This window comes from Mesorhizobium subarcticum, from assembly GCF_055456085.1.
The window spans coordinates 1,278,941-1,303,785 of the sequence record NZ_CM144237.1; the positions used below are offsets into that span (position 1 = coordinate 1,278,941).

Genomic DNA, 24,845 nt, shown 5'->3' on the forward strand with positions numbered 1-24,845 from the left:
CATGCATTAACGAATTCGCAGACAGGAAATCGATGAGCCGACGAAATGTGCAGGTTTTTCAATAAAATACGCCTTAATCTTTTTGAAACGGAAATTAATCCTTGGCTATTGGTATTTTATTGGTATTATCCGCCCGGAGGAGAAATCGCGTGAAATTCGTGCTCGGTATCGATGGCGGCGGCACCAGTTGCCGGGCCGCCCTGGCAACGGTGGACGGCGCTGTCGTCGGCCGCGCCAAAAGCGGCGCCGCCAACATCCGCACCGACCTCACCGGCGCCCGCTCGAACATTGTTGAGGCGGCGCGGCAGGCATTTATCGCCGCCGGGCAGAATCCGGAGCTGATCCCGCAGACACCGGCCATTCTCGGCCTCGCCGGCGCCAATGTCGGCACCTACCGGCAACAGCTCGAAGCCATCCTGCCGTTCAGCATCAGCCGCGTCGAGACCGACGCCGAGATCGCGCTCGAAGGCGCTGTCGGCTCCGGCGACGGCGCCATGGCGATCCTCGGCACCGGCACCGCCTATATGGCGCGCAGGAACGGCAAGTCGCGCGCCATCGGCGGTTGGGGTTTTCAGGTCGGCGACCAGGGCAGCGGCGCCCGCATCGGCCGCGATCTGCTCGAACAGACATTGCTTGCCTATGACGGCGTCCGCGAGGCGTCGCCGCTGACGCAAAGCATGCTGGCCGTCTTCCGCAACAATCCCGAGGACGTGGTCGAGTTCACCACCAACGCCAAGCCCGGCGATTTCGGCGGCTTCGCGCCGAAGGTGTTCGAACATGCCGAAAAGGGTGACAGTGTCGCCAACTGGATTCTTGACCGGACGATCGCCGACGTCGAAGCCTCCCTCGGCGCGCTCAACCTCGCGGACGACGCGCCGCTCTGCCTGCTCGGCGGGCTGGCACCGCTTTATGCGTCGCGCCTATCGGCACGCTATCGGGCGCTCCTGAAGCCGCCGCTCGACGACGCATTGGGCGGCGCTGTGCAGATGGCGGCTCGTCTGTTCGCCAAATCGGAGGCGGCGCGATGAATGACGCCGCCGACCAAATCTTCGCCACGCTGAAACAATCCTCGCAAAGCGGCGCACCGCTCTATCTGCAGCTGCGCAAGAGCATCGAGGACGCGGTCAATCGCGGCCTGATCGGGCCGGGCGATGCCCTGCCGTCCGAGCGCGACATCGCCACCAAGGCCGACATTTCGCGCGTCACCGTGCGCAAGGCGGTGCAGGATTTGGTGAAGGGCGGCATACTGGTCCAGCGCCATGGCTCCGGCACCTTCGTGGCGCCGCGCATGGAGCGCGTCGAGCAGTCGCTGTCGCGGCTGACCTCGTTTACCGAAGACATGGCGCGGCGCGGCATGGCGGTGCGTTCGCAATGGCTCGACCGTGGGCTCTATGCGCCCTCGCCCGACGAGATGATGGTGCTTGGCCTGTCGTCCAGCGAACTGGTGGCGCGCGTGGCGCGCCTGCGCATCGCCAATGACACGCCGCTGGCGATTGAACGCGCCTCGCTGTCGGCCAGCGTGCTGCCTGACCCGGCAGGCATCGGTTCCTCGCTCTACGCCGCGCTGGGATTGACCGGCAACCGGCCGGTGCGGGCGGTACAGCGCATATCGGCCGCCAATCTCGGCGACAGCGATGCGCGCCTGCTCGAAGTGCCGCCGGGCATTGCCGGCCTGCACATCGAACGCATTTCCTATCTGGCGAGCGGCAAGGTGATCGAATTCACCCGCTCCATCTACCGGGGCGACGCCTATGATTTCGTCGCCGAACTGCGGCTGACAGGGCCGAGCGAAGAGGGCCGACCATGATCCCCAAAACCACCCATATGCAGCGCGAGATCGAGGAGATCCCGCAAGCCGTCGCCCGCCTGCTCGACGGCTCCGGCGCCGTGCTGGCCGAAGCCGGGCGCGGCATTCGTGAGCGCGACCCGCATTTCGTCGTCACCGTAGCGCGCGGCTCGTCCGACCATGCCGCCACCTTCATGAAATATGCCGTCGAACTGACCGCCGGCCTCGCCGTTGCCTCGGTGGGCCCCTCCATCGCTTCGATCTATGGCCGCAAGCTGCGGCTTGGCGGCTCGGCGTGTCTGGCGATCTCGCAGTCGGGCAAGAGCCCCGACATTGTCGCCATGGCTGAAACCGCACGCGCCGGCGGCGCGCTGACCATCGCCGTCACCAACACCGCCGATTCGCCGCTGGCGCGCGCCTCCGACTATGCGATCGACATACTGGCCGGGCCCGAGCGTAGCGTCGCGGCGACCAAGACCTTCGTCAATTCCGCCGTTGCCGGTCTCGCGCTGATGGCGCATTCCACCGGCGACGATGCGCTGCTTGCCGCACTTGCCCGCTTGCCTGAGCATTTCGGCAAGGCGATCGCCTGCGACTGGATGAGCGTTCTGGCCGAAACCATCGAGAAGCAGAAGTCGCTGTTCATCCTCGGCCGCGGACCATCGGCGGCAATGGCCAATGAGGCGGCGCTGAAGTTCAAGGAAACCTGCGGCATGCATGCCGAGGCCTATAGCGCGGCCGAAGTCATGCACGGCCCGCTGGCGCTGATCGGCCCCGACTTTCCGGTATTGGCGCTGGCCGCGCGCGATGCCTCCGAACCGTCCGTCGCCGAGGCGGCAGACGGCCTGGCGGCCAAGGGAGCGCCGGTGTTCGTCACATCAGCGCTTGCCAACCGCGCCACGCGCCTGCCGCATGTCGCTACCGGTCACCCGCTGACCGATCCGCTGACGCTGATCGTCTCCTTCTACGTGTTCGTCGAGGCGTTCGCTCGCCACCGCGGCCTCGATCCGGATACGCCGCGCAATCTTCGCAAGGTGACGGAGACGGTATGAGCGACCGTTTTGCCCTGACCGGCGCCCGGATTTTCGACGGCGACGACTGGCATGAAGGCCACGCCCTCGTCGTGCGCGACGGGCTCGTCGAGGCTATTTTGCCCATAGGCGCCATTCCCTCTGATATCCGCATCGTCGAGACCGGCGACGGCATCCTGGCGCCGGGCTTCGTCGACATCCAGGTCAATGGCGGCGGCGGCGTCATGCTCAACGACCACCCCGATGTCGCGTCAATCGAGACCATCTGCAAGGCGCATGCGCCGTTCGGCACGACGGCGCTGCTGGCGACGCTGATTACCGACACACCTGACATCACCGCTTCCGCCGTTGCCGCCGGCGAATCGGCAGCGCTGCAGAAAGTGCCTGGTTTTCTCGGCCTGCATCTCGAAGGCCCGCACCTGTCGATCGCCCGCAAGGGCGCGCATGACCCGGCGCTGATCCGGCCGATGACGGACGCAGATCAGGCAATGCTGATCGCGGCGCGACAGAAGCTGGCGGTGCTGCTCACCACGATCGCGCCCGAATCCGTCGAACCGGCGCGCGTTGCGGCATTGACCAAAGCCGGTGTCATTGTCAGCGTTGGTCATTCCGACACGGGCTACGCCACGGCAAAAGCCTTCGCCGAAGCCGGTGCGTCTGTCGTCACTCATCTCTTCAATGCCATGAGCCAGATCGGCAATCGCGAGCCCGGGCTGGCGGGCGCCGCGATCGACATCGGCGCCTTGTCCGCCGGGCTCATCGCCGACGGCATCCATGTCCATCCCACGACCATCAGGATTGCGCTCGACGCCAAAAAAGGCCCGGGCAGGATCGTACTGGTCTCCGACGCCATGGCGACGATCGGCACCGACATGACTTCGTTCACCCTCAACGGCCGCACCATCTATCGCCGCGATGGGAGTCTCAGGCTTGCCGACGGCACGCTGGCGGGCGCCGATCTCGACATGATCTCGGCCGTTCGCTTCATGCACAAAGTCGTCGGCATCGATCTGTCCGAGGCCTTGCGCATGGCCTCGCTCTATCCAGCGCAGGCGATCGGCCAGTCGCACCGGCTTGGGCGCTTTGCCGACGGCACGGCCGCCGATATCGTTGCGCTGTCGGACGGTCTCGACATAGAAAGCGTCTGGATCGGCGGCGGCAAGGTGTTCGAGGCTGTCGCTCCACACTGAGAGCGAGGCCATGCAGACAATTGATTGTGTCGTCGCCGGAGCGGGCGTGGTCGGTTTGGCCATTGCCCGTGCGCTTGCCTTGTCGGGCCGCGAGGTGGTGGTGGTCGAGCAGGCCGACGCGATCGGCACCGTCACCAGTTCGCGCAATTCCGAAGTCATCCATGCGGGGCTGTATTATGCGCCGGGGAGCCTGAAGGCCCGGCTCTGCGTCGAAGGGCGCCGGCGGTGCTACACCTACTGCGCCGAGCACAATGTCGCTCATTCCCGCACCGGCAAGCTGATCGTCGCCAGCGAGCCGGGCCAGACCGACGGGTTGCGGGCGATCGAGGCCAATGCACGGTGCTGCGGTGTCGACGATCTCCAGTTCTTGACGCAGGGCGAGGCCGAAAGCCTCGAACCGGCGCTGACATGCGCCGGCGCCCTGCTGTCGCCATCGACCGGCATTGTCGACAGCCATGCCTTGATGCTGTCGCTGCGCGGCGACGCCGAGGCCGCCGGCGCGTCTTTCGCTTTCCTCACCTCGATCACCGGGGCGACGATCGACGCCGATGGGATCCGGATCGACACGCGCGATGCCAATGGCGAGGCCTTCGCCCTGGAGGCCGGTGCGTTCATCAATGCCGCGGGCCTCGAGGCGCAGGCCGTGGCCGGCCGGATCGAGGGTTTCCCAAGGGGGCTCATCCCTCGGCAGTGGCTGGCGCGCGGAAATTATTTCGCGATTTCGGGCCGCTCGCCCTCTTCGCGGCTGATCTATCCGGTTCCGGTCGAAGGCGGCCTGGGCGTCCATCTGACGCTCGACCTCGGCGGCAGCGCACGCTTCGGTCCTGATGTCGAATGGGTCGACCATGTGGATTACACCGTCGATCCCGGCCGAAGCGCCGTCTTCTATGAAGCGATCCGGCGCTATTGGCCCGATCTCGCCGACGGCGCCTTGCAGCCTGCCTATGCCGGCATCAGGCCGAAACTGTCCGGTCCCGGCCAGCCTGCGGCCGACTTCATTATCCAGGGCCCCGCCGATCATGGCGCCGGACGGATCGTCAATCTGTTCGGCATTGAGAGCCCCGGCCTGACGGCAAGCCTGGCGATCGCCGATCATGTCGTCGAGCTGCTGTATACTCGGTTATAGGCGCCGCTGAGAATTTTGTCCTCACCGGCTGAAGTCATGAAACCTTTCGATTTCGAGGCCGTTGTCGGGGCGCATGTCCGACGCGAAACCCAGATCCAAACCGGCCGCCAAACCGCGCGGTGCTCCGAGCCCGCGTCAGCGAAAGCCGCGGCGATCAACGCCGCCCGACGAGACGGCGCGCGACAAGGTTCTGCGCGAAAAGAAGCCACGCGGTAAGAAAGCATCGCCCCTCGAAGCGGCCGCGTCCGGGGTCGTAGCCGAACCGCCGCCGCCGGAAGCCGTTGAATCCGATCCACAACTGACGGCCGAACAGGCCGAACAGGCGCGCAAGAAATATCTGTTGCGACGGTTCTGGATCAGCGGGCGCGGCTATTGGGGCCGGCACGGCGACAAGCTCGGCTGGCCACTGACGATCGGGCTGCTGATCCTGATCGGCGTCAATGTCGGCTTCCAATACGGGATCAATGTCTGGAACCGCGCCATCTTCGACGCCATCGAGAAGCGTGACGCCCACACCGTCTACTTTCTAAGCGCCGTGTTCGTGCCGCTCGTGCTTGGCAGCATGAGCCTTGTCGTCACGCAGGTCTATCTGCGCATGACGATGCAGCGCCGCTGGCGGTCGTGGCTGACGACCTCGGTCATAGCGCGCTGGCTCGCCAATGGCCGCTACTACCAGCTGAACCTCGTGAAGGGCGACCACCAGAACCCCGAGGCCCGCCTTTCGGAAGATCTGCGCGTCGCCACGGAGTCGCCCGTCGATTTTGTCGCCGGCGTCGTATCAGCCTTTCTGTCTGCCTCGACTTTCATCGTGGTGCTGTGGACGATCGGCGGGGCCTTGAGCTTTACATTGGGAGGCTCGACCTTCACCGTGCCTGGCTTCCTCGTCATCACCGCCGTGATTTATGCCGCGATCACCTCCACCTCGATGTTCCTCATCGGCCGCGATTTTGTTCAGCTCTCCGAGAAGAAGAACCAGGCGGAAGCCGAATTCCGCTACGTGCTGACGCGCGTGCGCGAAAACGGCGAGAGCATCGCCTTGCTCGGCGGCGAGGAGGAGGAACGCAGCGGCATCGACAAGACCTTTGCCGGCGCGCTCAAGCAATGGGCGTTGCTGACCGGCCAGCACATGCGCACGGCGGTGGTCTCTCAAGGGTCCAGCCTATTTGCGCCGGTCGTGCCGGTGCTGCTGTGCGCGCCAAAGTTCCTCGAAGGCTCGATGACGCTCGGCCAGGTCATGCAGGCGGCGTCCGCCTTTGCCATCGTGCAGGGCGCGTTCGGCTGGCTGGTCGACAATTATCCGCGCCTCGCCGACTGGAACGCGTCGGCTCGGCGCATCGCCTCGCTGATGATGTCGCTCGACGGGTTGGAACGTGCCGAACAGAGCAACGAGCTCGGACGCATCCAGCAAGGCGAGACCAAGGGCGATACGATGCTCTCCCTCGACGATCTCTCCGTGACGCTCGATGACGGCACGTCCGTGGTCAAGGAGACCGAGGTCGTGGTCGAACCGGGTGAGCGCTTGCTGGTGTCCGGCGAATCCGGCTCGGGCAAGTCGACGCTGGTGCGAGCGATCGCCGGCCTGTGGCCATGGGGAAGTGGCAGCGTCAATTTCCATCCCGGCAAGCGATTGTTCATGCTGCCGCAGCGTCCCTATATCCCCTCGGGCACGCTGCGCCGGGTGGTCGCCTATCCAGCGGCGGCCAACCATTGGAAGCTCGAACAGATCAAGGCCGCCCTCGACAAGGTCGGTCTCGGCTACCTCGCCGGCCGGATCAAGGAGGAAGCGCCGTGGGACCAGACCCTGTCGGGCGGCGAAAAGCAACGGGTCGCCTTCGCCCGTCTTCTCTTGCACAGTCCCGATATCGTGGTGCTGGACGAGGCGACCTCGGCGCTGGACGAGAAGAGCCAGGATCAGATGATGGAAACGGTGATCCGCGAACTGCCCGAGGTCACCATCGTCAGCGTGGCGCACCGCGCCGAACTGGAAGTCTATCACACCCGCAAGATCACGCTCGAGCGGCGCAAGGGCGGCGCGAAACTGGTCGGAGATATCGACCTTGCGCCACGCAACCGTAAACGCAGCCTGCTTCAGCGCGCCTTGTGGGGCTCCGGTACGAAGATCGAAAAGCCGCGCAAGCTGAAGTAAGGTCGCATCGCCGGTTGTTTTGACGCAATTCCGGACGGAAAACCGTTTCATAATTTTCCTGGAATTGCTCTAGGACGCGTAGAGATCCTTGTAGGCATCGCGCAAGAGATTCTTCTGCACCTTGCCCATCGTGTTGCGCGGCAATTCGTCGACGAAGATCACCCGTTTCGGGTGCTTGTACTTGGCCACCCGTTCGGCGATGGCACCGAGGATCTCAGCTCCGGTGATTTGTGCCCCCGGCGCCCGCACGACGACCGCGGTGACGCCTTCGCCGAAATCCGGATGGGCGACGCCGATGACGGCGCTTTCCAAGACTCCGGCAAGCGCGTCGATCTCGCTTTCGAGTTCCTTTGGATAGATGTTGTAGCCGCCTGAGATGATCAGGTCCTTGCCGCGGCCGACGATATGGACATAGCCGTCGGCGTCGATCATGCCGAGATCGCCTGATATGAAGAAGCCGTCGGCGCGGAATTCCGCCTTGGTCTTTTCCGGCATGCGCCAGTAGCCGGAAAACACGTTCGGGCCTTTCACCTCGATCATGCCGACCTCGCCCTGGACCAGCGGCTTGCCATTGTCCGGATCGGCGATGCGCAGCGACACACCAGGCAAGGGAAAGCCGACCGTGCCGGCGCGGCGCTCGCCATCATAGGGGTTGGAGGTGTTCATGTTGGTCTCGGTCATGCCGTAGCGTTCGAGGATGGCGTGGCCGGTGCGCTCGCGCCAGGCCTTGTGCGTCTCGGCCAGCAGCGGCGCCGAGCCTGACACGAACAGGCGGATGTTTTTCGTGGCCTCGCGGTCCAGGCTCTCCTGCTGCAGCAGCCTGGTGTAGAAGGCCGGGACCCCCATCAGTGCCGTGGCGCGCGGCAGCAATGAGACGATGCGGGCCGGATCGAATTTCTGCTCGAACAGCATCGAGGCGCCGGCCATCAGGATGACGTTGGTGGCGACGAACAGCCCGTGCGTGTGGAAGATCGGCAGCGCGTGGATCAGCACGTCACTTGGTGTGAAGCGCCATTGATCGACCAGCACCCGTGCGTTCGAGGCCAGGTTCTCGTGGCTGAGCATGGCGCCTTTCGAGCGGCCGGTTGTTCCCGATGTGTAGAGGATCGCGGCAAGATCGTCCGCGCCCCGCTCGACATCATGGAATTCGGAAGACTGTCGCGATGCCTGGTCCGTAAGGGATCCCCAGCCATTGCGGTCGAGCGTGACCACGACGGCACCGGATGGCTCGACCATCCGGCCGATATCCACCGACCTTGCCGGATCGCAGACGATGATCCGAGGTGTTGCATCCTCGAAGAAATAGCCGAGCTCGGTCAGCGTGTAGGCAGTGTTGAGCGGCAGGAAGACGGCACCGGCGCGCACACAGGCGAGATAGAGCAGCAGCGCCTCCGGGCTCTTCTCGACCTGCACGGCGACGCGGTCGCCCGGTTCGACATCCAATTGCAGCAGCGCATGCGCGAGCTGTGCCGATCGTGCCAGCATGTTGCCATAGCTGAGCGAGCGCCCATCGTCGGTTTCCATCAACAGACGTCCGGGTACCGGCATCCGGGACCGGAACGCATCGAACAGATGATTGCTCATGAAGTCTTCCCGCAGTTACGGCAACAGCGACGCCGGCAACGCTCTTCGGGCGGCATGTGTCGGCGGCGAAGAGTTCGCGTTTCCCGGCCGTGCCGTCAAGACCGCAAACGGCGATCCAGCACGTCAGATCTGCTGAAAGGGTGGGGCGCGATTGTCGGCAGGGCCCGACAACCGCAATGAACGCTAGCCCCGGATCCGTTCGGCCGAAGGAGCGACCTTTGCGGCCTCGCTCTGCTTGAAGCGCTCCATGCACATGGCCGCGGTCAGCTGGTAGTGATCGATCAATGCCTGGACGGCACCGTCGGCATTGCCATCCAGCGCGCATTCGGCGATCAGCCGGTGTTCGCCGAAATCGTCGCGCCCGATGCTTTCGCCGTTATTGGCCATTTGCCGGTAGCGGTATGCATGGTCGGAAAGCTGATCGCAGAAACCCACCAGCCAGTGCGACCGGCAGGCCGAAATCAGCACCCGATGGAAAGTGCGGTGCAATTTCTCCCAATCCGGATTGAGTGACGACGAGAGAACTTGCGGCGAAAGACGCGAGGCGCGGCCCAGGCGATGCAGCGCCAGCACCAGCTGTTCTTCCCATTCGGCAGTGCGGTGGGCGATGGATTCGCGAAGCGCCCGCTCCTCGATCCAGCAGCGGGTGCGCGTCAGCTCCTCGAGCTCCGTCGCGGTGACCGGCATGATGAAGAAGCCGCGCTGGTCGTGACGACCGAGAAGCCCCTCGGAGGCAAGACGATTGAGGGCTTCACGAACCGGAGAGGCACCAGCGCCATATTTGGAAACAACCCACTCGACCCGCAGCTTGCTTTCGGTTTCAAGAGCACCGCCGAGAAGATCATCCCGCAGTTGATGATAGACCGTGCTGGCCAGCGTGCTCTTGGATCCCGTGCCGTCGTCGTTCAGGTTGGCAGCTCCGTATGTCAAAGTTGACTCCTTGTCCCCATTTTTCTGGGCAATCCGAGTCCTAAGAGAATCCTTCCGTACATGTACCATACAGTGCTTGCACCCTGTAGCTCAAGCAGAAGATGACTTTGTCGTACTTAAGCACAAAGGAATGTGCGTCGATCCGCTGTCCGATCGGGCAAATTGGCGCGCTTCTACAACCAGTAGAAACTTAACGTGTTTTGTATGCACGCAGGATCATCTCTCCGTGTGTGCCCGCGCGATCATCTTTTCTATCGCGCGCAAAGGTCAACGGACGACACCCCCCGAATCAGGCCTCTTCTCCGGGCCGATGCTTCGGCGCCTTGGCCAATCGCATCCGCACGAAGACCTTCAGCCGGCCTGCGGAATTGGACGCGGGATGATGGCGTTGAGCTCAGGCATGTCGCCCAAAAGTGACCTCGGTTTTGGGAAAATGACATGCATAAAAAAACAAAGACCGAAAGCGCGACGCGCTTTAGCCGGCGGCCCTGTCGGCCGCCGTCCTGATCGCCTCGATGTTGGCGCGGTAAGCTTCGACACTACCGCCCTTGAAGATGGCAGCACCGGCCACCAGAACATCGGCACCCGCAGCCGTGACCAGGGGAGCTGTCTCCGGTGAGACGCCGCCGTCGATCTCGATGCGGATCGGCCGGCTGCCGATCAGTGCCTTGACCCTTCTCACCTTGTCGACGATCCCCGGGATGAAAGCCTGGCCGCCGAAACCCGGGTTGACGGTCATGATCAGGATCAGGTCGAGCCGGTCGAGCACATATTCGATCATCGTTTCCGGCGTCGCCGGATTGAGCGCAACACCGGCTCTCTTGCCAAGGTTTTTGATCGTCTGCAGCGAACGGTCGAGATGCGGCCCGGCCTCGGCATGCACCGTCATGCCGTCACAGCCAGCCTCGGCGAAAGCGGCGAGATAGGGATCGGCCGGCGCGATCATCAGATGGCAGTCGAAAAAGGCCGTGGTGCGGTTGCGGATCGCCTTGATCACCGGCGGCCCGAAGGTGATGTTGGGCACGAAATGCCCGTCCATGACATCGAGATGGATCCAGTCGGCGCCAGCCGCCGCCACCGCCTCGACCTCGTCGCCTAGCTTCGAAAAGTCCGAAGCCAGCACCGAAGGTGCGATCAAGGTCTTCTTGCTCATCGTGCGGCCTTTCCGAGCGCCTTTTCATGCGGTCACTCCGGATCGACTGCCTAATGCGCGGCGGGGAACTTGTCGAGGGTGAAGACATGACGGCTCCCCAGGCTTGGGTGGCGTTCTCGATCGCGTGTAGCCAATTCCAGCCTGTCCGGCCATGAAGAAAAAACCCGCCGGATTGCTCCGGCGGGCTTTGGTCTGGGTTCGGGCAGATAATTACTGCTGCTGGAGTTTCAGGATCCTGTTTGGAACGGGATCCTGTCCCTGGTCGGTCTGCTGCCTGCGCCGTGGCAGTATCTGCAGCAGCTGTCCCGGGTTGATCTCCAGCGACGGCCCGTTGCGGATCGGCCGGCAGTTTGGAAAGCGCCCGATCGTGCCTTCCGGGCAGTGCCGCCTGATGATCGGCTGGCACTGGCCATTGATCATCTGCGAGCCCGGTGCGCATTCGGTCTGTTGCCTGGGCTTGCGGCATGCGCCGTTGACTACCTCGGTCCCACGCGGACAGACACAGTCGCCGCTCTGGTTGTGGACCTGGCCGCGTATGTCGCACTGCTCCTGCGTCGGCTGCTTGCGCCGGCAGGCATTGCCTTGCACCTCGGTACCCCTCGGGCAAACGCAATTGCCGTCCCCGTCGTGGACCTGACCACGGATGGTGCACTGGTCGGGCTTTGGCCGGACCGGACGGCAGACATTGCCCCTGACTTCCGTGCCATCCGGGCAGACGCAATCGCCATTGGCATTGTGGATCTGGCCACGGATCGTGCACTGGTCAGGCTTGGGCCGGATCGGTCGGCAGGCATTGCCCCTGACTTCCGTTCCGCTCGGGCAGACACAATCTCCATCCGAGTTCTGGATCTGACCGCGGATCGTGCACTGCTGGGGCTTCGGCCGCACCGGGCGGCAGGCGCCGTTGCGCACCTCGGTCCCTTGCGGGCAGATGCAGTCGCCGTCGGCGTTGTGGATCTGGCCACGAATGGTGCACTGCTCAGGCTTCGGCCTGTCCCTCACACACGCATTCGCTTGCCTGTCGAGATGCGTGCCGTCAGGGCAATAGCAGCTGTTGCCGTCCGAGGTCGGGACCGAACCAGGTATGGTGCAGTTCGGCTGGTCGATCTTGACACAGGCGCCGTTCTCCAGCTCCGTGCCGCGCGGGCAGACGCAACGTCCGTCCTCGGTCCGGATCTGGCCTTCGAGCAGCACGCAGCGCTTGGGCGGCGGCACGGGAAGCGGCAGAAGGTGGGTGCCGCCGCCAGTGCACTGGCCATTGCGGAAGGTGGTGCCTTCCGGGCAGACGCAGCGGCCGGCGTCGTTCATGACGAAGCCTTGCGAGCACTCGTTCTTCACCTCATGGGTGATGATGAAGGGGTGGCACGCATAGGCCTTGCCGCGATCGCCCTGGACGTTGGTCTGGTCGCCGGCGAGCACGTCGCCGCCGCCTTGCACCCGTGTGTCGGGAGACAAGACACCAACGCAGTTCTGGCCGTTGAGGTTGCCCTGCAGATTGGCCAGACGTCCGTCGTCGGGAATGACCACGGTGACATAATGCGACTGGCTTTCGCCGGCGCCGAGCGTCAGGTTGGCAATGCAGGAGGCAGGCAGTGTCGTCGGTTCCGGCGAGCAGCCAAAGGGCGGATCGATCGAGGTGATCGCAACGCCATCCAGGCGACCCAGACCGTCCACGCCGATCGCATCACCGATGCGAACCGGACCGGAGAAGGGGCTCGTCCCATCATTCGTGATGGTGATGTCGAACGAGCAGGGCTGGCCGAGCTTGCATTCGCGGTCGCCGGTCTTTTCGACACGGATGGTCGAGCCACCGCCGCCTTTCACGCAGGCCGGAGCGATCGGGTGGACGACATCGTCTCCCGGCGCCGGTCCATAGGAGCCGCGCGCGCAGTTCTCGAACGGCTTTTCCGACGAGAGCGTGACGTCGAAGTAACGGCTGGTTCCAGGCGTCATGACGGAGCCTGGAATTCCACACGATACCGCATTGGCCGGCACCGGAGCGCACGACCAATCCGGACCGTCTGGCGTGACGGTCTGGATCGTCACGTTGGTTCCACCACTGATAAGCGTCGCCGATTCAGTGATCCGGACCGGGCCGGTGGGTGCGGTCGTGCCGGTGCTGATGACGGTGATGCGGCACGAGACAGTCGCGGCACCGGCGAGCGAACCGTTGCACACCTTGGTGATGCGCAGGCCCGGCTGGCCGCCATTGGGATGACGGAAGCCTTCCTTGGCGCAGGCCTTGTTGTTGGTGAGGTCGACCTCACCTGGAATGGCCTTCACCTCGGCGCAGTTCTCGACTGTATCCGAACGATAGCCTGACGGCATGACCGCCTTGACGACGATCGATGTCGAGGCCCCCGGAGGCAACGCGATGCCGGGGTCGTCGCAGCGGAACTGGCCGGGGCCGTTCGGTCCGCATGTCCAGGGCGGGCTCGGCCCGAAGGTCGAGGAGGTCGGTGCACCGCCGGGATAGGCGTCGATCACCGTCAGCGGCCCATTATAGGTAGCGGTGCCGTTGTTTATGATGTCGATGACGAAGAAACAGACGCCGTCGGCCGTGCAGACTTCCGAGCGGGCACGCTTTTTCAGGATCAGGTCGACTTTCTTCTCGACCGGCGGCTGGCAGTCGCGGTCACGATCGCCACGGCGGCAGATCGGGATCGAGGCGCAGCCACGATCGTTCGACTGGCTGCCGAACAATGGCTTGCCGCTGGCCGCATAATTATAGGCGGCACAGTTGCGCAGCACGCTGCCTTGCCAGCCCGCGGCCGGCTTGAAGCCGAGCTTGAGGTCGACAAAAGCACCCGGATTGAGCGTGGTCACCGGATAGGTGCAAACCATCGGGGTGGTGCCGGGTACGCAGACCCAAGGCGGGTTGGGCCCTGAACTCAGCGTCGAGCCGGCCGGCAGCGTCACCTCGTCGAGCACGATCTTGCCGTTGTAGGGCGCGGTGCCGACATTGGTGACCCTGATGGTGAAGTCGCAGCCGCCGGCCATCGTGCAGCGCGGGACATCGGCATGCTTTTCCACCTTGAGGTCAGGTTCCTTGTTCCGTGGCGGACATTTCAGATCCGGCGGGATGACGATGTCGATGGTCTGCGTGCAGCACAGGCCCCAGCCTTCCTTCGGGCCAGCATAGGTGTTGATGCCGGTGACGATGATATGGATCGTCTCGCCGGGTGACGCGCCGACGATCTTCCAGTTGAGCACACCGCCGCCCGCCGGCACCTGTTGCGTGTCGGGGATGATGGTGATGCCTGATGTGGTGGTTGAAAGCTGCACCCACTTGCCGCCCATCTCCGGGCCGACCGGCATGTGGTAGATGAAGGCACCGCCGCCGGGCACGCAGTCGACCGTGCCGCGTTCGACCTTGAAGCATTCATGGTCGGTCGGGGGTGGGGGCTGCTTGTCGCAGTTGGTGACGTCGATCTTGATCGATGTTTTTTCGCCGGTCGCGATGTTGCCGTCGTCTGGCTTGCCCGGATCCTGCGACGGGATGATGGAGCCCGTGCCGGTTCCGTTCGTCACCTTGATCAGGCCCTGGTTGTCGACCATCGTCGGCGCGGGAAACGCCGCGTGGTCGATCTTGGCCGTGATCTGGAAGGTGATGACGCGTTCATTGGGAGCGCCGACGCCGTCGAGATCGTCGGCGGAAAGCCGGAAATCGGAAACCGTCGCCGTATCGTTGGGATTTGTCGACGTGCTGATCGAAGCGCCGGGCAAAGGCCCGCCGGACGAATCCGTGCCGTCGCCGGCCACATGCACGCTGACGATCTGCAGGCCGTGCGGAAGCACGTCCTTGAAGTCGAGCTGGGCTTTCTTCAGCAAGGCCGCCAGGCTCGGGTTGGCAAAATTCTGCGGATCGCCGCGCACGCCGAAGCTCAGGAAATATTCGACATAGTCGCAGCTTCGTTGTCCGCCTTTCTTGGTGAAGAAGGGGACGAGCCGGCCCGGCTCCGGATTGACGACGCGTGGGTTGTCGAAATCGAGCTTGGGCTGGGTAACAGCGGTGTAGACATCAAAGGCGAAGCTTTGCACCGGGGTTAGGGTGGCGACCGCGATACCGGCCGCCATCAGCCAGCGCGCGCCGCGCCTGGCGTATGACAGGGGTTTCATGATCGTCTCCATGACGCTTGAGTTGTTTTCCGCGAGCGGGGAGAGTGCGAGATTTTTCATCCTCCCTCCTCAACGTTCGCAGCTGACGGCTGGGGTGCGGAGCGGCAAGGTCATCTTGCAGCAAGGGTAGTAGCCACCCTTGTCCTTGTCGGACTTCCTATAGAAGCAAAGTCCAACATCCACTCTGTCGCCCGGATAGTGGCCGGTGATGTTGATCGTGTAGGGCTTGCCTGGCGCATGCGACATGGGTGAAGTCACCCCGACGCCTGGCGTCCTGGACTGGGCCTTGATCGAATCGCCGCCGAAGCCGGCATGGTCATGGAGATAGAGATCAGCCTCGAGGCCGGACGGCGTGCAGTAGTACTGGACGTCGTCGACATCGAGACAGGGAGGCAGATTGCCGGGCGGTGGGAAGTCCGGCGGGTAGAAGGGAGGCAGATAGCCGCCCGGGATTTCTTCATAATAGCCGGCGCGGCCCTCGCAAGGGTGCCAGACAGCGACGTCGCCGACATGGCCTTCCACTTCCGGATCTTCGAAATAGCCGTCGAAGTCGACGAACCATGAACCGAAGGGCGGCACATTGGCCGGCTTGACCAGGTCCTTGGGTGTGATCTGGACGCCATGCACCGCGAGCGGCCCGCCAGCGGCTAGCTGCTCGGCAAGGGCTGGATTGTCACGCAGTTTGTCGCCGGTGTTGACCAGCGTCTGGGTGCAGACCGAGGTGTCGAGATTGCCGTCGGCGTCATAGCCATATTGCAGGTCGAGGCCGCCGGCCGACTGCCGGTTGCCCTGCGGGAAGCCGACCGCATATTCCTGCGGCGCTTCCACCCAGACCGATTCCGTCGCCGGATCGTCCGGGTTCTCAAGCCAGTAGCGGATGACCTCGCCTTTGCCGGAATCGGCGAAACGGCTGTAATCGTAGCGGTTTTCCACCGGGCCGCGTTGGGCCAGATACATGAAGCCGCTGTTGTCGAAGGCGATGTCGGTGACCGCGTAATCCTTGTCGGCCTTGACCGTCAGTTCCCAGCGCGGGTCGCCGGCGAAGGTGCCGTCACGGGCAATGCCCACCGACCAGATTTCCGACTTTTCGCCGACCGAATAATAGAGCCGGCCGCCATGATAGGAGACGGCCCAGACACGGCGTTCGTCCTGCGTGTAGCCCCAGGTCTCAGGGTCTTCCGAGTCGAAGGCCGCACCCTGTATGTCCATCACCGCGCCATCGTCGGCGACGGGAGCCAGGCCATGCGCCGGTCGCCCGGCTACGCCATGGTCGAAGGTGTCGATCAGCTTGCCGTTGGCGTCGATGCGATGGATCAGGCCGGTATCGAGGTCCGAGGCGAAGAACTGGCGGTGGTTGGGGTCGAAGGTGATATTGCCGATGCCGGGGCCGCTGTTGGTGTCGATGTCGGCGAATTTGGCGACCTGGCCGGTAATGCCGTCGATTTTCCAGATGGTGCCCGGTCCGCCGCCATTTTCGGTGCCGAACTGACCGTCCATGAAGGTGGCGCCGGCCGTTCCGCGACGCTGCCGCTCCGGCCTGCCATCCTTGTCGGCGTCCGGCGTGACGATCTCGATGCCGTGCAGCGAAGTGGCGGCGGCATAAAGGTTGGGAATGCCCGACGGCACACCATCGCGCACGCCGTCATCATAGCTGAGGCCGAACACTTCGCCGATCTGGCCTGATGTCACCTCGAAAGGCGGCGGCGTGAAGACAAGCTGGCCCGATGCCGGCCCACCCAGGTGCGAAACGTCGAAAACGCGCAAGGTGGCGCGCGTGGTGTCGATGAAGGTTTCGTCGACCGGATCGACGCCGGGCGGCAGACCCTCATCGAAATTGGGGATTACGGTACCGGGAAAGCCGGTGACCGCCATCGAACCGGGATAGATGATCTGGGTGTCCTGTGCCTGGGCGGCCCCGCCAAACCACAGGCTGGCGGTGAGTGCCAGCGCCAGCAATTCGCCGCCTGCATGGGCAGCATGGCGCAAATGGCCATAGAGAGACGATACGAACGAGCCGCGGATGCGAGACATGACACTACCCCCGTAGTCAAGGGGAGAAACGTCCGGGGCCGCCGCGCAAATCAGGGCAAGGCGCGGTGGTCCGGCTCGTTCTTCCCTGATCGAATTGTCTGCTTTCCTCACAGGCACGATACGCCTGCTCTTCCGCAGGGTCAACGGAATCAACGGAAAGCCCAGCGCATCGACCTTGTCCCGAAGGCGATGGTCGCGCTGAGCTCCTGTTGTTCCCGGAGACCGCGGAGCCTCTGGGTTACTGGTCATGGGGGCTTCCTTTCCGGTGCGCACCATGCGGCACCTGAGCGTTGGTCGCGCACGGAGGTGGAAAGGTTCATGGAAGCCTTGCGCAGAATGCTTGCGCCCGATGCTGCCTGTTCTTATATACGCGCCAAGCCGTGCGGCACCGGAACAACGGTCGTCGAACGGGATTTCTTGTGAACAGGGGCTTTCGTCGGAACGCCTTCATGGGTCCTGAAAGCCTGCTTAGAGGAGAGACTTGGAAAATGGCAAAAGTAATCGGTATCGATCTCGGCACCACAAACTCCTGCATCGCCATCATGGATGGCAAGGAACCGAAGGTGATCGAAAATGCGGAAGGCGCGCGCACGACGCCTTCCATCGTCGCCATCTCGGGCGACGGCGAACGTCTCGTCGGCCAGCCGGCCAAGCGCCAGGCGGTCACTAATCCTGAAAACACCATCTTCGCGGTCAAGCGCCTGATCGGCCGCCGCTATGACGATCCGGTGACGGAGAAGGACAAGAAGCTTGTCCCTTACAAGATCGTCAAGGGCGACAATGGCGATGCCTGGGTCGAGGCCGGCGGCAAGAAGCAGTCGCCCAGCCAGATCTCGGCCATGATCCTGCAGAAGATGAAGGAAACGGCGGAAGCCTATCTCGGCGAGAAGGTCGAGAAGGCGGTCATCACCGTTCCGGCCTATTTCAACGACGCCCAGCGCCAGGCGACCAAGGACGCCGGCAAGATCGCAGGCCTTGAGGTCCTGCGCATCATCAACGAGCCGACCGCGGCAGCGCTTGCCTACGGCCTCGACAAGAAGGATGGCAAGACCATTGCCGTCTATGACCTTGGCGGCGGCACGTTCGACATTTCGGTGCTCGAGATCGGCGACGGCGTGTTCGAGGTGAAGTCGACCAATGGTGACACCTTCCTCGGCGGCGAGGATTTCGACATGCGCCTGGTCGAGTACCTGGCGGCCGAGTTCAAGAAGGAACAGGGCATCGACCTGAAGAACGACAAGCTTGCCCTGCAACGCCTCAAGGAAGCGGCGGAAAAGGCCAAGATCGAGCTGTCGTCGACGACGCAGACCGAAATCAACCTGCCCTTCATCACCGCTGACGCGACCGGCCCGAAGCACCTGACGCTGAAGCTGACGCGTGCCAAGTTCGAGCAGCTGGTCGACGACCTCGTCCAGCGCACGATCGAGCCCTGCAAGGCGGCGCTCAAGGATGCCGGCCTGAAGGCTGCCGAAATCGACGAAGTCGTCCTGGTCGGCGGCATGACCCGCATGCCCAAGATCCAGGAGATCGTGAAGCAGTTCTTCGGCAAGGAACCGCACAAGGGCGTCAACCCGGATGAGGTCGTCGCACTCGGCGCCGCCATTCAGGCCGGCGTGCTGCAGGGCGACGTCAAGGACGTGCTGCTGCTCGACGTGACGCCGCTGTCGCTCGGCATCGAGACGCTGGGTGGCGTGTTCACCCGCCTGATCGAACGCAACACGACGATCCCGACCAAGAAGAGCCAGGTGTTCTCGACGGCTGAGGATAGTCAGTCGGCCGTGACCATCCGCGTCTTCCAGGGCGAGCGTGAAATGGCCGCCGACAACAAGGCGCTCGGCCAGTTCGACTTGGTCGGCATTCCGCCGGCCCCGCGCGGCGTGCCGCAGATCGAGGTCACTTTCGACATCGACGCCAACGGCATCGTCAACGTTTCGGCCAAGGACAAAGGCACCGGCAAGGAGCACCAGATCCGCATCCAGGCATCGGGTGGTCTTTCGGACGCCGACATCGAAAAGATGGTGAAGGACGCCGAAGCCAATGCCGAGACCGACAAGAAGCGGCGTGGGCTGGTCGAGGCCCGCAACCAGGCCGAGGCGATGCTGCATTCTTCGGAGAAGTCGCTGAAGGAATATGGCGACAAGGTCTCGGAAGCCGACCGCAAGGCAATCGTCGATGCCATCGCCGCTCTGAAGACGGCTGCCGAAGGCGACGACGCCGCCGACATCGAGGCGAAGTCGCAGATCCTCGCCGAAGCTTCGATGAAGCTCGGCCAGGCCATGTACGAGGCCTCGCAGAAGGAAGCCGCGGAAGCCGACGCCAAGGCGGATGCCGCCAAGGATAGCGACGTTGTCGACGCCGATTTCGAGGAAATCAACGAGGACGACGACAAGAAGAAGTCGGCCTGAGCCACTTGTCGGCAAAATAATGCAGAAAGCCCGGCGCAAAGCCGGGCTTTTTTGCAACCCCTTGCTGAAAAAGTGCGGGCCTTTGTAGAAAAATCACCGAAAAACACCGACAGGACAGCGCCGGCCCTAGCATCCGGGCAGCACCGCCCCTAAAATCGAGAAAACGTGCCGGCAAACGACGCCACAAGCATCAAGACGTTGAGCATCCGGACTGCGGGAAAAAATGAAAGCTGATTTCTACGAAACGCTAGGCGTCCAGAAAGGCGCCGACGAGAAGGAGCTCAAGAGCGCTTTCCGCAAGCTCGCCATGCAGTTCCATCCCGACCGCAATCCCGGCGATCATTCCTGCGAGCACAAGTTCAAGGAAATCAACGAAGCCTACGAAACGCTTAAGGACCCGCAGAAGCGCGCGGCCTATGACCGCTTCGGTCACGCCGCCTTCGAACAGGGCGGCATGAATGGCGGCGCGCAGGGCTTTGGCGCCGGCGGCTTCGCCGACATCTTCGAGGACATTTTCGGCGACATGATGGGCGGGCGTCAGCGCCGCTCGTCGGGCGGCCGCGAGCGCGGTGCCGATCTGCGCTACAATATGGAAATCTCGCTGGAAGAAGCATTTGCCGGGAAAACCGCGCAGATCCGCGTACCGGCTTCGATTTCCTGTTCGGAATGCTCAGGCAGCGGCGCCAAGCCAGGCACCCAGCCCGTCACCTGCTCGATGTGCAACGGCCACGGCAAGGTGCGCGCCACGCAAGGCTTCTTCTCGATCGAACGCACCTGCCCCCAATGCCAGGGCCGCGGCCAGACCATCAAGGACCCGTGCCCGAAATGCGCTGGCCAGGGCCGCGTCACCGAGGAACGCTCACTGTCGGTCAACATTCCGGCCGGTATCGAGGACGGCACCCGCATCCGCCTTGCCAATGAGGGCGAGGCCGGCCTGCGCGGCGGACCTTCGGGCGACCTCTATATTTTCCTGGCGGTGAAACCGCACGAATTCTTCCAGCGCGATGGTGCCGACCTCTACTGCAAGGTGCCGATCTCGATGACGACGGCAGCCCTTGGCGGCTCCTTCGAGGTGACGACGCTGGATGGTACGCAGACCAAGGTGAAGGTGACGGAAGGCACGCAGAACGGTCGCCAGTTCCGCCTCAAGGGCAAGGGCATGCCGGTGCTGCGCCAGCCCAATGTCGGCGACCTCTATATCCAGACCGCGGTCGAGACGCCGCAGAACCTTACCCGACGCCAACGCGAATTGCTGGAAGAGTTCGAACAGCTCTCTTCGCAGGACAATTCGCCCCAATCGAGCGGCTTTTTCGCCCGCATGAAGGATTTCTTCGAATCCTTTGGCGAGCGCTGATAGGGCAGGAATGGCGCATCATCAGATGAAACGCGCCGCGTCCCGGGACGCGACCAAATCTATCTTATCCACGACATCGGCAGGGTCGTGCCTTGCCTTGCGCTGCTCAGGTGTTAAGTAACCCTGGGGGAGCGCTGAGGAGAGCTTGCATGACACGTGGTCCCGGACTGCGGAAGGCGCTTGCCGAAAAGTTCGACGACGAGCTCAAGTTCTTCAAGGGCTGGATCGACAAGCCGAAGACGGTCGGCTCGATCGTTCCGACCAGCTCGATCACGGCCCGCAAGATGGCTTCGATCGTCAATCCGAAGTCAGGCCTGCCAGTGCTCGAAGTCGGTCCCGGCACCGGCGTCATCACCCGCGCCATCCTGGCGCTCGGTGTGCGGCCTGAGAACCTCTACGCCCTCGAATACAATACGGATTTCGTGCGCCATTTGCGCGGACTCTATCCGGGCGTCAACGTCATCGAGGGCGATGCCTTCAACCTCAACGCCACGCTCGGCGAGAGGAGCGGGATGATCTTCGATTCCGTCGTGTCCGGCGTGCCGCTGCTCAATTTCCCCGTCGCCCAGCGCATCGCTTACATCGAGAGCCTGCTCGACCGCATCCCGGCCGGACGGCCGATCGTGCAGCTGACCTACGGCCCGATGTCGCCGATACCGGCCGGCCGCGGCAACTACACGGTCAAGCATTTCGACTTCATCTTCCGCAATATCCCGCCAACGCAGCTGTGGATCTATCGCCGCGAAGCGCATTGATTTGAGCCGCCCCTGGCTGTACCTGTCCGGGAACAAGAGTGGCCAATGGCAGTGATCCCGAAAATCCTCGTCTTCGCCGGCTCGGTGCGCAGCGGCGCCTATAGCGGCAGGATCGCTGACGTGGCGCAGAAGGAGCTTGCGGTGCAGGGCGCCGAGGTGACCCGCATTTCGCTCGCCGACTATGTCCTGCCGATTCTCGACGAGGACCTCGAAAAGGAAAAAGGCGTTCCCGAAAACGCCGTCAAACTCGGCCGCCTGGTCATCGCCCATGACGGGCTGCTGATTGCCACGCCGGAATATAACGGCTCGATCCCTCCGCTGCTCAAGAACACGATCGACTGGGTGAGCCGGGTGCGCAGGGATGGCGGCCGGCCGGTCAGGCCGCTGGCCGGCAAGGTCGCCGGCCTGTGCTCGTCCTCCAACGGCCACTTCGCCGGCATCCGCTGCATCAACCATCTGCGCGCCGTGCTGGTGCGTTGCCAGATGGAAGTGGTGACGCCGGAATGCTGCGTGCCCGACGGCGGCGACGCCTTTGACGAAGGCGGCAATTTCCGCGACGAAAGACTGTACAAATCGATGGAGCATCTATGCCGCACGCTGATCGAAACCTCGCGCATGCTGTCGACGCGGATCGAAGCGTGATTGCCAAGACCATGCAAGACCGGTTGATCGTCGGCCTCGACGTGCCAACGGTGAAAGAGGCCGAGCAAGCGGTGCGGCAACTCGATGGCGTCGTCTCCTTCTACAAGATCGGCTATCAGCTGGCCTTTGCCGGCGGGCTCGACTTTGCCAGGGAACTGGCCAGCGGCGGGACAAAAGTCTTCCTCGACATGAAGCTGCTCGACATCGACCACACGGTGGCCAAGGGCGTCGAGAACATCATCAAGATGGGCATGACCATGCTGACCATCCACGCCTATCCCAAGGCGATGCGGGCTGCCGTGGAGGCGGCCAGGGGCAGCGACCTTTGCCTGCTCGCCGTCAGCGTCCTGACCTCGATGGACGAGCAGGACATGATCGACGTCGGTTATGAATACGACCCGCACACGCTGGTGCTCAGGCGCTCGGAACAGGCGCTGCATGCCGGCATGGGCGGCATCGTCTGCTCGGCCGAAGAGGCCGAAGCGGTGCGCCGCATCGTCGGCCCCGACATGGCGGTGGTGACGCCGGGCATCCGGCCGGCGGGCAGCGACCATGGCGACCAGAAGCGCGTGGTGACACCGGGGCAAGCAATCCGCAACGGCTCCAGCCATCTCGTCGTCGGCCGCCCGATCGTCGCGGCAAGCGACCGCCGCGCCGCGGCGCAAGCGATCGTCGACGAAATGCGCTCTGCTTAGAGCAAGTCCAGGAAAAGTGTGAAACGGTTTTCCGTCCGGAATTGCGTCAAAACACAGAGTTTCCAAGTTCGGAGAAGAACAATGCCAAAGGGATACTGGGTCGCTCGTGTCGATGTGCGCGATGCCGAGGGCTACAAGGAGTATGTGGCCGCCGCCAAACCTGCCTTCGAGCGGTTCGGCGCGAAATTCCTGGCGCGCGGCGGGGCGCATGAGCTGGCCGAAGGGCAGGGCCGCGCCCGCAACGTGATCATCGAGTTCGAATCGCTTGCGGTCGCGCATGACTGCTACCACTCGCCGGAATATCAGCGCGCGGTCGCCATCCGCCAGAAGGTCGCCGACGGCGAGATCGTGCTGGTCGAGGGCGCCTGATTCCTTCGGCCTAATCCAGACAACGCTGGAAGATCACATTCAAAGGCTCTGTTCGCTTCAGGCTTAGTCCTGCGGCTCGATGACCGTTCAGCCGGCCTATCGCCGGTACGCGCCCATCAAGCCGAGACTGACTCGCCAGGGTGGCGTTCGCCCGGGCAATTCCGAGGCATGAACAGCCGTGAGTTGACATGCAGGTATTTACCTGCATATTATAGCCTCACAACAGAGTGAGGCTTATGGACGCCGACAAGGTTTTCAAAGCGCTGGGCGACCCGACACGCAGACGGCTGCTCGACCTTCTCTGCGAGAAGAACGGGCAGACGCTTGGCGAGCTTTGCGAACACCTCGACATGGCCAGGCAGTCGGCCACCCAGCACATCGACCTGCTGGAGGCGGCCAATCTGGTGAGTACGGTCAAGCGTGGCCGCGAAAAGCTGCACTTCATCAACCCGGTGCCGCTGCACGAAGTCTACGAGCGCTGGGTGCGAAAGTTTGAACGGCAGCGGTTGAGCCTGCTGCACGACCTAAAACAGGAACTCGAAGGAGACGATCAATGACCACCACCGAGACGACCAGCTTTGTCTACGTGACCTACATCCGCTCGACGCCGGAGAAAGTTTTCGAGGCCATCACCAGACCCGATATAGCCAGGCGCTATTGGGGCCATGAGAACGTCTCCGACTGGAAGCCTGGATCGAAATGGGAACATATCCGCGCCAATGATGAGCGCACCGTCCAGATTGTCGGCAAGGTCGTCGAGGTCTTGCCGCCAACCCGTCTCGTCATGACCTGGGCGAGCCCTTCGCGGGCCGCCGATCCCGCAAGCTACAGCCGGGTGACCTTCGGCATCGAGGAATACCACGCCATGGTCCGGCTGACCGTCACCCATGACGAACTCGAAGCCGGCTCCGGCATGGCAAAAGGCATCAGCCAGGGATGGCCGGTCGTGCTGTCCAGCCTGAAATCCTTGCTGGAAACCGGCAGCGGCATCGACGTGTTTGCCAAGCCGAAATCAGCGTGATTGCAAAGGGAATGACAATGACCAAACGCTATATCGGCGGCTGCGCGTGCGGCGCCATTCGCTATGAGACGAGCGGCGAGCCGATCTTCCAGAACCACTGCCAGTGCCTGGATTGCCAGAAGCGCGCAGGCACCGGCCACAGTTCCTACCTGACCTTTGGCCGCCGCGCCGATATGGCAATCAGCGGCGAGGCGAGCACGTGGCGGGTGGCCGGCGCCAGCGGCAACGAAAAGATCCACGCTTTCTGCCCGACCTGTGGAACGCCGGTCTATCTGACATTCGTCGCCATGCCGGAACTGATCGCGGTCCACGCCACCAGCCTGGACGACCCCGGCGTTTTCGAGCCGCAAGTGGTCACCTACACGATATCAGGCCATGGCTGGGATACGATCGATCCTTCGCTGCAGGCATTCGAGCGAATGCCTCGGGGATAAATTCACCGGGAGCGATTAAGCGGCGGCCTCTGCCGCGCCAGCGCATGAGCGAGCCGAGAGGCAAATCTGAACGC

Annotated in this window: 20 protein-coding genes and 2 pseudogenes; 16 read left to right on the forward strand and 6 right to left on the reverse strand. The window is 63.4% G+C overall.

Going from position 1 to position 24,845, the window contains the following annotated elements; translation table 11 throughout:
• Positions 1-149 precede the first annotated feature (149 nt).
• From ACZYHG_RS06000 to ACZYHG_RS06025, 6 genes are all read left to right on the forward strand, one after another.
• Positions 150-1,028, forward strand: coding sequence for a glucosamine kinase nucleotide-binding domain-containing protein (locus ACZYHG_RS06000; RefSeq protein WP_464612974.1), 879 nt, complete (start codon positions 150-152; stop codon positions 1,026-1,028).
• A complete protein-coding gene (locus ACZYHG_RS06005) occupies positions 1,025-1,807 on the forward strand; it encodes a GntR family transcriptional regulator (RefSeq protein ID WP_464612975.1) in 783 nt (260 codons plus the stop codon). Before ACZYHG_RS06000 ends, ACZYHG_RS06005 begins: the two co-directional genes overlap by 4 nt.
• Positions 1,804-2,838 carry an SIS domain-containing protein gene (locus tag ACZYHG_RS06010; protein ID WP_464612976.1) on the forward strand — a complete coding sequence of 345 codons (1,035 nt, stop codon included), beginning with the start codon at positions 1,804-1,806 and terminating at the stop codon, positions 2,836-2,838. Before ACZYHG_RS06005 ends, ACZYHG_RS06010 begins: the two co-directional genes overlap by 4 nt.
• Positions 2,835-4,007, forward strand: a complete 1,173-nt coding sequence (nagA, locus tag ACZYHG_RS06015) for an N-acetylglucosamine-6-phosphate deacetylase (protein ID WP_464612977.1) — start codon at positions 2,835-2,837, stop codon at positions 4,005-4,007. The genes ACZYHG_RS06010 and nagA overlap by 4 nt, the downstream gene beginning before the upstream one ends.
• A gap of 10 nt (positions 4,008-4,017) precedes the next feature.
• Positions 4,018-5,133 carry an NAD(P)/FAD-dependent oxidoreductase gene (locus ACZYHG_RS06020; protein ID WP_464612978.1) on the forward strand — a complete coding sequence of 372 codons (1,116 nt, stop codon included), beginning with the start codon at positions 4,018-4,020 and terminating at the stop codon, positions 5,131-5,133.
• A gap of 73 nt (positions 5,134-5,206) precedes the next feature.
• Positions 5,207-7,279, forward strand: a complete 2,073-nt coding sequence (locus ACZYHG_RS06025; RefSeq protein ID WP_464612979.1) for an ABC transporter ATP-binding protein/permease — start codon at positions 5,207-5,209, stop codon at positions 7,277-7,279.
• Between the two features lie 69 nt (positions 7,280-7,348).
• On the opposite strand, the gene ACZYHG_RS06030 is transcribed toward ACZYHG_RS06025, so the two are convergent.
• Entirely contained in the window at positions 7,349-8,863 is a 1,515-nt protein-coding gene (locus tag ACZYHG_RS06030; protein ID WP_464612980.1) for a malonate--CoA ligase, read from the reverse strand.
• Here ACZYHG_RS06030 and ACZYHG_RS06035 point away from each other — a divergent pair.
• Positions 8,862-8,999: a hypothetical protein gene (locus tag ACZYHG_RS06035; RefSeq protein ID WP_464612981.1), complete on the forward strand. Its 138-nt coding sequence runs from the start codon at positions 8,862-8,864 to the stop codon at positions 8,997-8,999. The genes ACZYHG_RS06030 and ACZYHG_RS06035 overlap by 2 nt on opposite strands.
• A gap of 47 nt (positions 9,000-9,046) precedes the next feature.
• On the opposite strand, the gene ACZYHG_RS06040 is transcribed toward ACZYHG_RS06035, so the two are convergent.
• The 5 genes and pseudogenes from ACZYHG_RS06040 to ACZYHG_RS06060 all read right to left on the reverse strand — a co-directional run bounded on the left by ACZYHG_RS06040 (position 9,047) and on the right by ACZYHG_RS06060 (position 17,096).
• Positions 9,047-9,793 (reverse strand): GntR family transcriptional regulator, encoded by a 747-nt coding sequence (locus ACZYHG_RS06040; protein WP_464614632.1) that lies wholly within the window; start codon positions 9,791-9,793, stop codon positions 9,047-9,049.
• Positions 9,794-10,268: 475 nt separating this feature from the next.
• Positions 10,269-10,946, reverse strand: a complete 678-nt coding sequence (rpe, locus tag ACZYHG_RS06045; protein WP_464612982.1) for a ribulose-phosphate 3-epimerase — start codon at positions 10,944-10,946, stop codon at positions 10,269-10,271.
• A gap of 210 nt (positions 10,947-11,156) precedes the next feature.
• Positions 11,157-11,933: pseudogene (locus ACZYHG_RS06050) on the reverse strand (hypothetical protein); the annotation flags it as partial.
• Positions 11,934-12,047: 114 nt separating this feature from the next.
• A pseudogene (locus ACZYHG_RS06055) lies at positions 12,048-15,125 on the reverse strand (DUF7929 domain-containing protein); the annotation flags it as partial.
• A 9-nt stretch (positions 15,126-15,134) separates the two neighbouring features.
• Entirely contained in the window at positions 15,135-17,096 is a 1,962-nt protein-coding gene (locus ACZYHG_RS06060; RefSeq protein WP_464612983.1) for a YncE family protein, read from the reverse strand.
• 488 nt (positions 17,097-17,584) lie between these two features.
• Between ACZYHG_RS06060 and dnaK the strand changes: the two genes are divergently transcribed.
• The 9 genes from dnaK (at position 17,585) to ACZYHG_RS06105 (ending at position 24,771) form a co-directional block, all read left to right on the forward strand.
• A complete protein-coding gene (gene dnaK / locus ACZYHG_RS06065; protein WP_464612984.1) occupies positions 17,585-19,501 on the forward strand; it encodes a molecular chaperone DnaK in 1,917 nt (638 codons plus the stop codon).
• A 223-nt stretch (positions 19,502-19,724) separates the two neighbouring features.
• The gene (gene dnaJ, locus ACZYHG_RS06070; RefSeq protein WP_172221511.1) at positions 19,725-20,855 is read left to right on the forward strand and encodes a molecular chaperone DnaJ; all 1,131 of its coding nucleotides are present in this window, start codon (positions 19,725-19,727) and stop codon (positions 20,853-20,855) included.
• Positions 20,856-21,004: 149 nt separating this feature from the next.
• Positions 21,005-21,610 carry a phospholipid N-methyltransferase PmtA gene (gene pmtA, locus ACZYHG_RS06075; RefSeq protein WP_027032232.1) on the forward strand — a complete coding sequence of 202 codons (606 nt, stop codon included), beginning with the start codon at positions 21,005-21,007 and terminating at the stop codon, positions 21,608-21,610.
• Between the two features lie 45 nt (positions 21,611-21,655).
• Entirely contained in the window at positions 21,656-22,252 is a 597-nt protein-coding gene (locus ACZYHG_RS06080) for an NADPH-dependent FMN reductase (protein ID WP_464612985.1), read from the forward strand.
• 11 nt (positions 22,253-22,263) lie between these two features.
• Positions 22,264-22,947 (forward strand): orotidine-5'-phosphate decarboxylase, encoded by a 684-nt coding sequence (gene pyrF, locus ACZYHG_RS06085; RefSeq protein WP_464614633.1) that lies wholly within the window; start codon positions 22,264-22,266, stop codon positions 22,945-22,947.
• An 81-nt stretch (positions 22,948-23,028) separates the two neighbouring features.
• On the forward strand, positions 23,029-23,316 hold the full coding sequence (locus tag ACZYHG_RS06090) for a DUF1330 domain-containing protein (RefSeq protein ID WP_464612986.1): 288 nt from the start codon (positions 23,029-23,031) through the stop codon (positions 23,314-23,316).
• A 236-nt stretch (positions 23,317-23,552) separates the two neighbouring features.
• Complete coding sequence (locus ACZYHG_RS06095; RefSeq protein WP_027062292.1) at positions 23,553-23,873, forward strand: ArsR/SmtB family transcription factor; 321 nt, start codon at positions 23,553-23,555, stop codon at positions 23,871-23,873.
• Entirely contained in the window at positions 23,870-24,337 is a 468-nt protein-coding gene (locus ACZYHG_RS06100) for an SRPBCC family protein (protein ID WP_464612987.1), read from the forward strand. The genes ACZYHG_RS06095 and ACZYHG_RS06100 overlap by 4 nt, the downstream gene beginning before the upstream one ends.
• 17 nt (positions 24,338-24,354) lie before the next feature.
• Positions 24,355-24,771, forward strand: coding sequence for a GFA family protein (locus tag ACZYHG_RS06105; RefSeq protein ID WP_464612988.1), 417 nt, complete (start codon positions 24,355-24,357; stop codon positions 24,769-24,771).
• Positions 24,772-24,845: the final 74 nt, after the last annotated feature.